This is a genomic window from Nostoc spongiaeforme FACHB-130, from assembly GCF_014698475.1.
GTDB classification, from domain to species: Bacteria; Cyanobacteriota; Cyanobacteriia; order Cyanobacteriales; family Nostocaceae; genus Nostoc_B; species Nostoc_B spongiaeforme.
Map to the genome: position 1 here is coordinate 1 of NZ_JACJTB010000013.1, position 13,615 is coordinate 13,615.

Annotated in this window: 11 protein-coding genes and 1 pseudogene; 6 read left to right on the forward strand and 6 right to left on the reverse strand. The window is 41.9% G+C overall.

Features of this window, described 5'->3' with window-relative positions; genetic code table 11:
• Positions 1-99: 99 nt before the first annotated feature.
• The 5 genes and pseudogenes from H6G74_RS12210 to thrS form a co-directional block, all read right to left on the reverse strand.
• A complete protein-coding gene (locus H6G74_RS12210; protein ID WP_190967928.1) occupies positions 100-543 on the reverse strand; it encodes a hypothetical protein in 444 nt (147 codons plus the stop codon).
• Positions 544-817: 274 nt separating this feature from the next.
• Positions 818-1,009: pseudogene (locus H6G74_RS12215) on the reverse strand (His/Gly/Thr/Pro-type tRNA ligase C-terminal domain-containing protein); the annotation flags it as partial.
• 38 nt (positions 1,010-1,047) lie between these two features.
• Positions 1,048-1,254, reverse strand: coding sequence for a hypothetical protein (locus H6G74_RS12220; protein WP_190967929.1), 207 nt, complete (start codon positions 1,252-1,254; stop codon positions 1,048-1,050).
• Positions 1,255-1,257: 3 nt separating this feature from the next.
• Entirely contained in the window at positions 1,258-1,746 is a 489-nt protein-coding gene (locus H6G74_RS12225; protein WP_190967930.1) for a type II toxin-antitoxin system VapC family toxin, read from the reverse strand.
• Between the two features lie 165 nt (positions 1,747-1,911).
• Positions 1,912-3,753: a threonine--tRNA ligase gene (gene thrS, locus H6G74_RS12230; protein WP_190967931.1), complete on the reverse strand. Its 1,842-nt coding sequence runs from the start codon at positions 3,751-3,753 to the stop codon at positions 1,912-1,914.
• A gap of 401 nt (positions 3,754-4,154) precedes the next feature.
• On the opposite strand from thrS, the gene H6G74_RS12235 reads away from it, so the two are divergent.
• Positions 4,155-4,475: a DUF2605 domain-containing protein gene (locus tag H6G74_RS12235; RefSeq protein WP_190967932.1), complete on the forward strand. Its 321-nt coding sequence runs from the start codon at positions 4,155-4,157 to the stop codon at positions 4,473-4,475.
• 248 nt (positions 4,476-4,723) lie between these two features.
• On the forward strand, positions 4,724-5,035 hold the full coding sequence (locus H6G74_RS12240) for a DUF2973 domain-containing protein (RefSeq protein ID WP_190967933.1): 312 nt from the start codon (positions 4,724-4,726) through the stop codon (positions 5,033-5,035).
• 258 nt (positions 5,036-5,293) lie between these two features.
• Here the strand turns inward: H6G74_RS12240 and H6G74_RS12245 are convergent, their stop codons facing one another.
• A complete protein-coding gene (locus tag H6G74_RS12245; protein ID WP_190967934.1) occupies positions 5,294-7,585 on the reverse strand; it encodes an amylo-alpha-1,6-glucosidase in 2,292 nt (763 codons plus the stop codon).
• Positions 7,586-8,644: 1,059 nt separating this feature from the next.
• On the opposite strand from H6G74_RS12245, the gene H6G74_RS12250 reads away from it, so the two are divergent.
• The 4 genes from H6G74_RS12250 to trpE all read left to right on the forward strand — a co-directional run bounded on the left by H6G74_RS12250 (position 8,645) and on the right by trpE (position 13,527).
• Entirely contained in the window at positions 8,645-10,651 is a 2,007-nt protein-coding gene (locus tag H6G74_RS12250) for a DICT sensory domain-containing protein (protein ID WP_190967935.1), read from the forward strand.
• A 138-nt stretch (positions 10,652-10,789) separates the two neighbouring features.
• On the forward strand, positions 10,790-11,041 hold the full coding sequence (locus tag H6G74_RS12255; RefSeq protein WP_190967936.1) for a BrnA antitoxin family protein: 252 nt from the start codon (positions 10,790-10,792) through the stop codon (positions 11,039-11,041).
• 419 nt (positions 11,042-11,460) lie between these two features.
• Positions 11,461-11,880 (forward strand): photosystem I reaction center subunit II PsaD, encoded by a 420-nt coding sequence (locus tag H6G74_RS12260; protein WP_190588119.1) that lies wholly within the window; start codon positions 11,461-11,463, stop codon positions 11,878-11,880.
• A gap of 129 nt (positions 11,881-12,009) precedes the next feature.
• A complete protein-coding gene (gene trpE, locus H6G74_RS12265) occupies positions 12,010-13,527 on the forward strand; it encodes an anthranilate synthase component I (protein WP_190967937.1) in 1,518 nt (505 codons plus the stop codon).
• The last annotated feature ends 88 nt before the right edge of the window (positions 13,528-13,615 follow it).

Below are 13,615 nucleotides of genomic sequence, written 5' to 3' on the forward strand. Positions count from 1 at the left end.
CAAGTTAATCAAAAGACTTGGATATGGCTTTCGCAACTTTAGTAATTTCCGCTTACGTAGCTTATTAACTTGGCACTTTACTACTAATTCTCCATAAAATTACCGGAAGAACCAAATGTTATTTTTATCTGCGTTAGCTTTACTTTTGAATTCATTCAGTAACATTAAGTTATGATTAATTTCGATATTAAGCATTTTACGGACTGCATTAATTTGTTGTCCTTCCGTCTTCCATTGACGAAATTCACTTATAAAAAATCCAAGAACTGCACCAACGACAGCTCCTAAAATTCCCACAAAATCACGTAATTTCCATCTATCTATTAATGTCGGTATTTCTTGATAAAAGTACATGAATAAAAATGGTAAAAATAAAGTAGATAAAGCTGGAATCACTACTTTTTTTGTGGAAAAAAAGTTAAATAATATTTGAATTAAACTTATTTTATAAAGACTTTTTAAAAGTGTATAAATAAGCCAAATAAAACCAATCATAAAACCTAGAATTGCAGGAAAGGTTTGACTCAAATTTTGAATGAGCATTTGTTTATAGTATAAAAGCCAAAAGAATTATTGAAAATAAGTTGAACTTGCGTATAGCATCTTCAAAGTGTTTGAGAGTTTTTTGTAAGTGGCTTACATATCAGCATGATTGCATAATTCTAATATTAATTTTTTTGGATGGGCATTTAACCAGCCTACTAGCACGGCAAGCTTCAAATGTTGGGTTCAAACAATCTATAAAATCCACAAACCATAAATATAGTCTTTGATTACTCAACCCAATAAATTAGGCTTGCCGCGCTACTAATTTTTACTAGAAGTTATCGAAATTAGCGATCGCATCTTTCAATTTCTGCACTACTTCATCTATAGAAATTGCGCCTAGTTCCCCAGAAGCGTGGGTACGGATGCTTAAAGAGTTGGTTTCAACTTCTTTTGCGCCTACCACTGCCATTACTGGTATTTTATCTTTCTCGGCGTTGCGGATTAATTTACCCAAGCGATCGCATAAAGCCAAAGACTCCTCTAACCTGCACAAATACTTTAAGCTTTAGTAGACAAGTTTTCAGTTTGTGTCGATTGCAATGATTTTGCCAACTGTCGCTTAATTGGAAGTTTTATAACTTTATGTCCGTGAGCGATCTGTTTTTGACGTAGATCATTAAAGATTGCGTTCAAATTATAGTTCAATGATTTAGCGTATTCTTCTCTGTACTGGTGAATTTCTTCTATAATTTCATCTTTATACATATTTTATTCTCCTACAATGTCATATCCCATCAATTCATAAGGTGTACAAATGATGGGTAACTCATATCCAAGGTCAGAGCTAATTTGTGATAATTTTTTCTGGATTTGGGCGTTTGCCATGTGCTTACAGTTCCATGTTAACAAGTAGTCTAAACCATAAACTGTTGCTAATGCTATATGTAAAGCATCATTAGAGGCTTTGGGTGGTAAGTTACTCTGTTGTAAAAACTCCTGTGCAAGTTCTCTAGTTTCTTCTATGAGATCGAGAAACGGGAGAGATTGTAACAGATTTAACCTTTGAGCAGCGATCGCTGCATCTCCTCTGGCTGCTTCATCCTCGACAATCTCAGAAGCATACAGAACAAAAGAACTACGACGAATAGTCCACCAATCTTGCGTAATTTTCATGTTTGCTGCCAGAATCAAGTTGTCTGTTGATCTGGCAGTTAAATATCCCAAAATACTAGTTTCAATATAAACAGTTTCGCTCACAGGAATATCTGAAATTATTTATCCATAACATACCGTACTGAGTGCTGAGTGCTGAGTGCTGAGTAAGAAAAAGAGTACTCAGCACTTTCGTACTCAGTAAATGCCCTGCCCCTTGTGGGCGGTCTTTTAACTCAGCACTCAGCACTTTCAACTCAGCACTCTTCATTAGAAGTTATCGAAGTTAGCGATCGCATCTTTCAATTTCTGTACCACTTCATCTACAGAAATTGCGCCTAATTCCCCAGAAGCGCGGGTACGAATGCTTAAGGAGTTGGTTTCCACTTCTTTTGCACCTACCACTGCCATTACTGGTATTTTATCTTTCTCGGCGTTGCGGATTAATTTACCCAAGCGATCGCCACTTGTGTCAACTTCTGCACGAATACCCAAAGCCTGCATTTTTGCTACAACAGATTTCGCAAAATCTAGCTGTGCATCACTTACAGATAGCAGCCGTATTTGCACAGGTGCTAACCACAAGGGAAAATCACCTGCATATTCTTCAATTAATATCCCAATCAGTCGTTCTAATGAACCGAAAGGTGCGCGGTGAATCATCACCGGACGTTTGCGCGAACCATCTTCAGCGACGTACTCTAAATCAAAGCGTTCTGGTAAGTTGTAATCAACTTGCACAGTCCCCAATTGCCATTCTCTTTCCAACGCATCTTTAAAGATAAAGTCAAGCTTCGGCCCATAAAATGCAGCTTCACCAATACCTTCAAAATGTTCCATTCCTAACTGTTGAACAGCGCGGCGAATCGCACCTTCGGCTTTATCCCAAACCTCATCGCCACCAATATATTTATCACTCGCAGGGTCACGGAAACTCAGTCTGGCTTTGAAGTTCTTCAGTTGCAGTTTATTGAACACCGATAAAATCAAATCCACCACGTTCAGGAATTCGCTATCGAGTTGTTCTGGGGTGACAAACAAGTGAGAGTCATCCACAGTAAAACCGCGCACTCTGGTTAAACCGCCTAATTCCCCTGACTGTTCGTAGCGGTAAACAGTACCAAATTCTGCCAAGCGCATCGGTAGTTCCCGATAAGAGCGTAATTCACTCTTATATATTTGGATGTGGAAGGGACAGTTCATTGGCTTCATGACAAAGCCTTGCTCAAGTGCGGCGGCGGCTTCATCCTCAGCCATTAAGGGAAACATATCTTCTTTATACTTTTGCCAGTGGCCGGAAGTTTTAAATAAATCCACCCTAGCAATGTGGGGAGTGACTACAGGTAAATAGCCACGCTTGAGTTGCTCTTGCTTGAGGAAGTCTTCTAAGATACTCCGCAATAAAGTGCCTTTGGGAGTCCATAAAGGTAAACCCGGCCCCACTAAGTCGGAGAAGATAAATAATCCCAATTCTTTGCCGAGTTTGCGGTGGTCACGGCGCTGTGCTTCTTCTTTGCGGCGTTTATATTCAGCTAGTTGTTCTGGAGTTTCCCACGCAGTACCGTAAATGCGCTGTAGTTGTGCTTTGGTTTCATCCCCACGCCAATATGCACCCGCAACGCTTTCTAAATCTATGGCTTTGGGGTTTAATTCTTGAGTATTTTCCACATGAGGCCCGGCGCACAAATCCCACCATTGATCACCCAAGTGATAAATAGTAATGGGTTCTTTTAAATCTGCCAGAATTTCTAATTTATAAGGTTCGTTGATTTCTTTAATGCGGCGTTCGGCTTCTTCCCGGCTGACTTCTTCTCTAGTTACTGGCAATTTGCGATTAATAATCTTAGCCATCTCTTTTTGGATGGCTTTGAGGTCTTTGTCAGTAAATGGCTCTGGACTGTCGAAGTCGTAATAAAATCCGTTTTCAATCCAGGGGCCGATTGTCACTTGCGCCTTGGGAAACAGCTTCTGCACTGCCATTGCCATCACATGAGAAGTTGTGTGGCGAATCTTTTTTAAAGTCTCTGATTCGCTGGTACGGGGTAAAGAAATCTTTTCTGGTTGTTCTGCTTGATGCAGATTTTGATTAGGCGACATTGGCTGCTGAACCATTGGCGAAGTAATTGCAAAAAGTAATTTATTAGTTAGAATGCTGAAAATATTACCCAAATATAACATAGGGTTATATTTCAGCTTGAGGGACTTTTAGCTGTCCTGGATGCACTCTAGCATTGTATGAAGTGTGTAGATACCCTTTGGGTGGCTTCCCGCAGGGTAGGATGAAGTCTGAAGTATGAAACTTGATCTTAGCTTGCTGTAAGTCGTTTTTAGTCTACAGTCTTGAGCCTGAATTTTCTTAGGTTAAATTACTGTGTTCTTGATGAAGATTTGCTTTTCGTAACCATTATGACAGATTTTTTTTACTATCTTTCTGAGGACATAGCATATAATAATGTTAAGTTTTGTAAAAAACGTTAATATTAATAAGAAAAATAGAAGTATCCTTCATAGCTATGCAAGACTCAAATTTACCAGGGACTGAGTTGCTGAAAACGATCTTAGAGCCTTTGTTAGAAGACTTTGACTATTGGTTTGGGCGATCGCGCAATCTTTTAGAAACTGAGCAACTCTCATTTATGAGTCATCAAGAACAATCTGACCTGCTGTTACGAGTCAAGCAAGCACAAACAGAGCTAAATACAGCAAAAATGCTATTTGCAGCCACTGATCAACAAGTCGGATTAGATATGACAACCTTAGCGCCTTGGCATCAATTGGTTACAGAATGTTGGAATGTAGGGATGCGCTTTCATCAAGAAAAAGAAAAGTCATAGCTACTAGCTGGAGTTAGTGACACATCACACACTTCGCATAGATACTATAAAATACTTAATAAATTTTTTATTAACAAATAATGTATCCTATGCTACCGTTAATTGAATAGCCTTGACAAATTTTTCATATTAATCATATAAGCGCATCAAAAGTGCGTTAAAAACTTACAATCGCTGCGAGTCCCAACCTCAGCGAATCTTTTCAGTATAAGGTTTTTAAACTTGCTGCTCTGGAGGAAACCCGCATTATGTTGCACCTACTTTATATTCTTGCTTTTACGATTTTGGCTTGTATTGCAGTGGCAAACTTAATTCGCAACTTAGTTATGTTTAGTTTTATTGACAGAGAGCGAAATTATCAAGCCACATCTTCAGCAAATCGCAATTATCGTTCAGGGAGAAAATCAGTACCCCATCCAGAATTATTAGATAGCGATGGCAACATCATTAAAGAACCATTATTAGTTATGCGTTCTATTAATGTTGAAGATGCTAGACAACAACTAGATGCAATTTATGAAGCTTCTCCAGGACAAAAAAGTGAAAATCATGAAAAGTAGGGAGTAGGGAGTGGGGAGTAGAGAGTAGAGAGTAGGGGCTAGATATTTATAGCTAAAGCCACACAAAAGTCTTAAATTAGAACTTCTAACCCCTAACCTCTAGCCCATAGTATAGATTGGCGTAAATAAACAGACCATAAGAAATTGCTAAAAGGCTTGTGGTATGAATATTCTTTCTTTTGCCTTTTGCCTTTTGCCTTTTTCCTTTTTCCTTGTTGTACTAGCCTCTAGCCTCATTGATACTTCATAATTGTGTGATTAAGCTTCGATAACTACGCGGAGATTGCCGCGTTTTTTTGCTACGCGGCAGGCAGTAGTATTACCAGAACGCTCAAATTCCAAATCGAGAATAGTTGTACCGACTCGTAAGTTGTGAAAAGACAGATGATTAATCGATTCTGGTAAAGCGGGGTCGATAATTCGTAGGCAGTTATTTTGTGCGTCTGGAACTAAATTGACAATCATTTGTAGCAGTTGAAACACGCTACCTGTAGCCCAAGCCTGCGGTGTACAAGCCACGGGATATTGTACAGGGGCGTTGTCACCGTTGCGTTCGTAGCCGCAAAACAGTTCTGGAGGACGTTGATAGGGCTGTTGATTAGTCATATCGAGTATACCTTGAAAAAGTTCCAAGGCTTGATCGATTAAACCGAGCGATCGCAAACCCGTCGCAATTAAAGAGTTATCATGAGGCCACACCGAACCAATGTGATAACCCATTGGATTGTATGCAGGGGATAAACTGCTTAAAGTCCGAATTCCCCAACCATTAAACATATCAGGTGCGCGTAACCTTTCCGCCACACTATAAGCTTTTTCTGGGGTAAAGATGCCCAACTGCAAACAATGACCAGGGTTAGATGTAATACTATCTACTTGTTTGCCATCACCATCTAAAGCCAAGGCGCAAAAATCTTGGTCTTCCATCCAAAAGTCTTGATTAAACCGCAACTTCAGATTTTTGGCTTCTTCTTGCCAACGGTCTGCTAAATCTAACCGCTTCTTCATTTTGGCAATTTCCGCTAGGCGGATTTTAGCAGAATAAACATAAGCTTGGACTTCACATAAAGCGATCGCCCCGTTAGCCAAATCACCTTTACGGTCAACAATACAGTCGCCAGAGTCTTTCCAGCCTTGGTTAGCTAAACCGCGTTTAGAACGGCGATAGTAACTCAAATAGCCAGTTGCTTGCAAGTTGCGGTCAATCCACTCCATTGCGGCTAACGCATTTGGCCAAAGCTGTTCTAGGGTTTCTTGGTCATGTGTCCAACTGTAGTATTCGCCATACAACATCAACCACAAAGGCGTAGCATCAACTGTACCGTAATAAGGTGTATGGGGAATTTCTTGGCAACGCGCCATCTCACCCAAGCGTAATTCGTGCAGAATCTTACCTGGTTCTTCTTCGCGCCATTCATCCTCAGTTTTACCTTGGTAGGCTGCCAATAGCTGCAAGGTTTCTTTGGCGATTTGCGAGTTTAAAATTAAAGTCTGAGCAGCCGTAATAATCGAATCTCGCCCAAACAAAGCCGAGAACCAAGGTACACCAGCAGAAACAGTTTTGTACTTGCCAAATGACTGGCGTAACAAGTACATATCTTGTTCAGCACGGTCAATAATGCGATTGAGTATAATTTTGTCGGAACTAATACGGGTAATTTGTTGCACCCAATTTTGTTCTTCCATCATTTCTGCGGCTTTGGCTTGTCCTAGGGTAAAAGCTGCACTGACGGTAGAACTAGAAGTATTGTTAGTTAACAAATTGATGCGGTAGCCGATTTTTTGAGTTTGATGAGATGCTAACTCTAACCGCCACACGGCTGTATAACCTTTAAAGTGATCCGGTAGGCGATGCTGGAACTGGATACGCGACTCCATGATTAAGCCATCCAGACCATGATATGCCAATGTTAAGAACTCGGCTTTTTGAGCTTCTGGGTGAAGCGATACAGGCGCAGCACTATCACCATTGAATGTGGCTGCATCTTCTTGTATCGGTTCTACTAGACGTAGAAGTTTACCGCGTTGGGGTCGGTCATAACCCCGCACTTCAAACAAATCAACAAAATCGGCATCAAAGCTAATGCTGAGTTCAAAGTTGACAGTTGTGGTGCTGTAGTTAGATATTTCGATTTCTTCAAATAATGCGCCATTGAGGACGATTTCGCGGCGAATGCCTATGTTATCAGCTTTGAGGCGATCATCAATTCTGGGGTTAGTACACAAAACCGAAAGAGAAAATCCCTTTTCTGCTGTGCTGCTCAGGAGTGTAGGCGATCGCCCTTCAATTTGCAATTCTAGACGGTTGAGAAATCGCGTATCACAACAAAACAATCCCATACTAGGATTGCCATCATTCAGGGAACAGCCTGAAATATTCCCCATCGTATCTGTAACTAGGAATAAATCATCATCTTTGACCGTCAGCGTGGGTTGTGGTCGTTCACTAACCACACAAGGCCACTCTGGTATAGATAATTGTTCTGCGGGGATAAAAGTCTTGCCGTCCAATGAAATTTTATCTTGGGTGATTAGCAAATCCGGTGTCATCAGCCAATTTTCCGTGTAAAAGTCTATGTTTTCGTAGTCTGAGTAACTTTGAGCAGTTCAACAGCAGTAAAATCCAAGCAAAAAACTCTGTTCAGAACTGTGAAAAAGACGTTCTGAAAAACTTATTAGAGAAAATTTCCATAACAAATCTTTATAAATTTATATTGTCTGGGGTGAAAGTCAAGGCTGATATTACAGGATTTTCACGGAGATTAAATCAACCCTGGTATATACTCTAGCTTTACTCGCTTTATCTTGTATTTTGGGACTAAAGCTCCGCAATAAAAGCAGAATCTAGAATTACCCATCAATCAGTATGCAAAAAGATGCAAAGCTACTGAAAAACCAGTAAATTGGAAATTTATGAGGCTTATTGAAGAAGGCAGGAGTTGAAAGGCAGTCCCGATGAAACAAGTTTCATAGCCAAGCATGAAAGTGGGACTAGTATTTTTACTCAGCACTCAGCGAGAAGTTGCGTGCGCGGGTTCCCCGCGTTGAGCAAACTTCGGTGACTCAGCACTTTCAAGTCAGGATGCCCCTGCCTAATTTCCGTTTTGATCAACTTTCGGTTAACGAAAGGGCAGTTCTGAACGAAAATGTATATTGAGCGTAGTAGCTTAGGACTTAAATCATCCCAATGGGCAAAATCTAGATCAACAAACACAATTTCCATCCAGACCATAGCATCTTTAAAGAATGGTCATATCACGTCTATGCCTGATTAAGCAAAGATGCTGACGGAATTGATCTCCGTTGTTGGTTTTGAACTTGACTAGAGACTGGGATATTTGTCAAGAAACCTCTGGGTACTCCTCCTCGTGCAGTTAAGCAAAGTAACTCGCCATCTGATGACTAAAAGTTGAACAATATACAAAAAGCCTGTTTTGACTTTTAGCCATATAGATTCGGAAGTTAATTGCTGCGACTGCCTTTTGAAAGTGCTGTTTAGGATTCTTTACATAATGCAACAGTCTATCTAGTTTGAGAGTTGATTGTAATTTGTACAATGCAGCTGTGACGTGGATTTTTTCTGTGAAAGTGGCTCCTTAAACAATATTCATGAGCATTTCGACTTCCGTACTGAGTGATCTGCTACAGTCCATCCCTTACCTGCGGCCCCAGCTATATTTCAAAGCTTCACTAACCGCCCTCTCCCATGCAATGGAAGATCAGGTTTTGGCGGCGACTTTAGACAGACCTTTGGTAATTGCCAGCTTTCAACGCGAGCGATTTTATCGCCAAGAAGCCCATCGCTATCAAAGGCTGGCGCAGCGCAGTAATCAAATATACGTTTTAGCTGCTCCAGAAACGGACTTTGCCAATAGCTCAGAATACTATGAGAAAGTCGCCTTTGAACCAGATGATGCTTTAACGCAAGAGTGGCACTTAGTAGTGGTTGCTGATAATTATGCTACTTGCTTAGTGTGTCGAGAAAGCTTGGGTTCTATTACCAAAAATCAGCAAGTTCCAGAGTTTAGTACTGGTTTGGATATAGATACAGCCCGGAGGTTTGAAGGTATATGGACATCAGAGCGGGGAGTTAGCCTGAAAGCTGCACAATTGCTATTAGACAGGATTTTAATTTATCGCCCAGACTTGGCGAATAAAGTCAAGGAAGCCCGCCAAAGATTTGGCATTGGGGAACCAAGAATTTACTCTCAAATCGGACAACCCGAATTTGCTTGTGATATCGATACAGATCCGTTTGTGCAGCGATTGGTAACTTATTTGCAAGCTAGTCAGTATAAATTACACAAAGCTTATCGCTCAATTATTGCCCAAGCCCGTAAAGAACGTTTAATTAATTCTATTAGTACGGCAATTAGGCGATCGCTCGATCCCCATGAAGTCTTGCAAATCGCCGCCCAAGAATTAGGACAACACTTAGGGACAAGTCGTTGTTTAATTTACCGCGCTCAAGCCACACAAGCCCAAGCCACAATTGAACATGAATTTTTGACGACTGGCGTTTTATCGGTAAGTGGGCAAACTTGGGATTTAGATAATAATGCTTTGTTTCAGGAAGTTGTGCAGCTAGGTGAAGGCGTTTGTGTAGCTGATACACACAATGATTTGCGGATCAGCAGTTCCAGAACTCTGTCCTTAATTGCCAAAAAATACAGTATTCGTTCGTGGTTAATGGAACCAGTATTATCTCAGGGGCGACTGCTGGGGATTGTGGAACTGCACTATTGCAGTGTACCGCCGCACCAGTGGCAAGCCGGAGAACTTGACTTAGTAAAAGCGATCTCCACCCAAATCGGAGCCGCTTTAATTCAGGCCGAAGCCTACGCCAACCTCGAAGAACTCAACCAACAACTAGAAGCCCTCGATCGCACCCGCAGCAACTTGATAGCCATTACCGGTCACGAACTGCGTACCCCCTTATCTACCATTCAAGTGTGCTTAGAAAGTCTTGCCAGTGAACCAGATATGCCTGTGGAATTACAGCAGGTAATGTTAAATACAGCCTTGGCCGACTCGGAACGGATGCGAAAACTCGTCCAGGATTTTCTCACCCTATCTAACTTAGAAAGCGGGCGGGTAGAATGGCATCCCGAATCACTAACCTTACAAGAATGTGTGGATTTAGCCCTGAGCCGCACTCGCACCCGCCCCTCAATGGAGAATCCGCCCCAAATTACAACGCAAATCACAGAAAATTTACCTTTAGTGAAAGCCGATGGCGATTGGTTAGTAGAAGTCTTGGCAAAACTGATCGACAACGCCTGCAAATTTACGCCTTCTGACGGGGAAATTTCCATTCAAGCCTCTCAAAACGGCAATCAGATGGTAGAAGTCACCGTGGCTGACACAGGAAGGGGTATTGAGCCTAATCGCTTGGAGGTTGTATTTGACCGCTTTTATCAGGAAGAAGGGGCGCTAAGGCGTACCGCAGGCGGTACAGGTTTGGGTTTAGCAATTTGTCGGCAAATTGTCAATGGTTGGGGTGGAGAAATTTGGGCAGAGTCTCAAGGCAAAGACCAAGGTAGTCAGTTTCATTTCACCATTCCCATTGTGCTGGGTAGTCAAGAAGAAAAGCGGGTAAGGGTTAGGAGTAAATAGTCAATGGTTAATAATACTTGGTCTTGCTGACAAGACTGTTTAAAATCTCACGCAGAGGCGCAAAGACGCAAAGAATAATGCAAAAAAATAGCTATTGAACTTACACATTCGAGATTATTCAATCTAAACGAAAACGCTATGAACAATACCTCAGAGACGAATTGGGAGAAGGTTGACTCGCTGACAGAAGAGGACATCGATACCTCTGACATTCCTCCCTTGACTGAGGAGTTCTTCAGTAAGTCGCGATGGTGGAAACCCGTAGAGCCATTAAATGTTCTTGTTCAAGTAGATCCCCACACACTAGCTTGGTTTCAGGCTCAAGGAGAGGATTATGAAAAGAAAATGGCTGCGGCATTGCGGATTTATGCAGAAGCTCACAAAGCATAATCAAAGCAGTGCGATCGCCATCAATACACCTAAAATCAAAAAATCATATTGACTATCTGCGTTGATTGCCAGTTTAAAGCGCCACGGTGTGAGTGATGAAGTGCTTCAAGAGGCACTAAACGAAGTTACTCAGCGTTAATAGGCGATCGCAACCCTAAAATTAGCGAAGGAAATTCAGACAGCAAAATCCAACCCATCATGTAAAGTTTTGTATAGTCCAAATTTCAGTTTTTGGGTGAAGTTCATTTTTTTTGATGATCATTCACGGTGTTTTGGTAAAAAGTGAATTTGACAAATTGCGGGACTATAGATTATGGACTTTTGACTTTAAACTAAAAACTGTTACAGACTATGACGCGATCGCAATATGATCGTGATGGCGGTGTTACGATGCCCTAAAAACCTTGAGAGAATGCTTTATGGCAGAAACACTTTCTGGAAAAACCCCACTGTTCGCCGGTAGTACTGGCGGTTTGCTCACCAAAGCAAAAGAGGAAGAAAAGTACGCTATCACTTGGACAAGCCCCAAGGCTCAGGTGTTTGAATTACCTACAGGTGGCGCTGCTACCATGCACCAAGGCGAAAACTTGCTTTACTTAGCTCGTAAAGAATACGGCATTGCTTTGGGCGGTCAACTCCGTAAATTCAAAATCACCGACTACAAAATTTATCGGATTTTGCCTAGCGGAGAAACCACCTTCATTCACCCAGCAGATGGTGTCTTCCCTGAAAAAGTTAACCAAGGCCGCGAAAAAGTACGCCACGTAGCTCGTAGGATTGGCGAAAATCCTGAGCCATCAAAACTTAAATTTAGTGGTACAGCTACCTACGATGCCTAGGGACTAGCAGGGACAGAGGAAGTATGAAGTATGTAGTGTAAAGTGTGAAATAAGTTTTTTCATCCTTTAGCCTTGATGCTTTTACCTCCTCAGTCCCTCATCCCTGATACTCAATCTCTGTAGTAACCTATGATTTTTCCCGATTTCTCTGATTTTTCGCAATTAGCTTCACAAGGCAACTTTGTCCCGGTGTATCAAGAATGGGTGGCTGATTTAGATACGCCTGTCTCTGCATGGTACAAAGTTTGTGCTGGACAACCTTACAGCTTTTTGTTGGAATCAGTGGAAGGCGGTGAAAAAATCGGACGCTATAGTTTTGTCGGTTGTGATCCTTTGTGGGTGCTAGAAGCGAGAGGAGAGACAACCACCCAAACACACCGTGATGGTTCGCAAGCTGTGTTTACAGGTGATCCTTTTACAGCTTTAGCCCAATGTCTTGAGCCTTATCAGCCAGTAAAATTACCCCAATTACCACCAGGAATTGGGGGATTATTTGGGTTTTGGGGTTATGAATTGATTCGTTGGATTGAACCGCGTGTTCCCGTCCATCCCCCAGATGAACGCAACATTCCTGATGGGTTATGGATGCAGGTAGACCAACTGTTAATTTTTGACCAGGTAAAGCGAAAAATTTGGGCGATCGCCTATTCTGATTTACGCGACCCCAATGTAGATTTACAAGCAGCTTATCAAAAAGCTTGCGATCGCGTGACTAATTTGGTCAGCAAGTTATCTCTACCACTGTCACCACAAAAAACTATCCTGGAATGGACACCCCCAGGTAATCAGCCAGTAGAAAACAAAGAATTAGCATACACCAGCAACTTCACCAAACCAGAATTCTGCGCCAGCGTCCAAAAGGCAAAAGAATATATCAAAGCTGGTGATATCTTCCAAGTTGTCATTTCCCAGCGACTCGCCACAGAATACACAGGCGACCCCTTTGCCCTTTACCGTTCGCTGCGCCAAATTAATCCTTCGCCTTACATGGCTTATTTTCACTTTCAGGACTGGCAAATTATTGGTTCTAGTCCCGAAGTCATGGTGAAAGCCGAACGTGACCCAGATGAGGGAATTATCGCCACAGTCCGCCCCATTGCAGGTACAAGGCCACGGGGGAAAACCACCAAAGAAGATATCGCCTTAGCAGAAGATTTACTGCAAGACCCCAAGGAAATTGCTGAACACGTGATGCTGGTTGACTTGGGGCGGAACGATTTGGGGCGAGTTTGCCAAAGCGGTAGTGTGAAAGTCGATGAATTGATGGTTGTTGAGCGTTACTCTCATGTGATGCACATTGTGAGTAATGTGGTAGGTAAATTAGCCAGCCATAAAAACGCTTGGGATTTAATGAAAGCTTGCTTCCCGGCGGGGACAGTTAGTGGCGCACCCAAAATTCGGGCGATGGAAATTATTAACGAACTAGAACCAAGTCGCCGGGGTGTTTATTCGGGTGTGTATGGCTATTACGATTTTGAAGGACAATTAAATAGTGCGATCGCAATTCGCACAATGGTAGTCAAAGATAACATCGTTAGTGTGCAAGCTGGTGCAGGTTTGGTAGCCGACTCTGAACCAGAAAAAGAATATGAAGAGACGCTAAATAAAGCCAGAGGGCTATTAGTAGCGATTCGCTGTTTGCGTTAACTAAATTTGCCGGAAATATCAAAAATTCCAACTAGGGACGGACGTAAGTTCGTCCCTACATGTATTTGTTCAAAAATCAAATCGGACT

Excerpts from the sequence above, each read along its gene's own strand:
- H6G74_RS12210 (WP_190967928.1), bottom strand. The coding sequence starts at position 543 with ATGCTCATTCAAAATTTGAGTCAAACCTTTCCTGCAATTCTAGGTTTT.
- H6G74_RS12220 (WP_190967929.1), bottom strand. The coding sequence starts at position 1,254 with ATGTATAAAGATGAAATTATAGAAGAAATTCACCAGTACAGAGAAGAA.
- thrS (WP_190967931.1), bottom strand. The coding sequence starts at position 3,753 with ATGGTTCAGCAGCCAATGTCGCCTAATCAAAATCTGCATCAAGCAGAA.
- H6G74_RS12235 (WP_190967932.1), top strand. The coding sequence starts at position 4,155 with ATGCAAGACTCAAATTTACCAGGGACTGAGTTGCTGAAAACGATCTTA.
- H6G74_RS12240 (WP_190967933.1), top strand. The coding sequence starts at position 4,724 with ATGTTGCACCTACTTTATATTCTTGCTTTTACGATTTTGGCTTGTATT.
- H6G74_RS12245 (WP_190967934.1), bottom strand. The coding sequence starts at position 7,585 with ATGACACCGGATTTGCTAATCACCCAAGATAAAATTTCATTGGACGGC.
- H6G74_RS12250 (WP_190967935.1), top strand. The coding sequence starts at position 8,645 with ATGAGCATTTCGACTTCCGTACTGAGTGATCTGCTACAGTCCATCCCT.
- H6G74_RS12255 (WP_190967936.1), top strand. The coding sequence starts at position 10,790 with ATGAACAATACCTCAGAGACGAATTGGGAGAAGGTTGACTCGCTGACA.
- H6G74_RS12260 (WP_190588119.1), top strand. The coding sequence starts at position 11,461 with ATGGCAGAAACACTTTCTGGAAAAACCCCACTGTTCGCCGGTAGTACT.
- trpE (WP_190967937.1), top strand. The coding sequence starts at position 12,010 with ATGATTTTTCCCGATTTCTCTGATTTTTCGCAATTAGCTTCACAAGGC.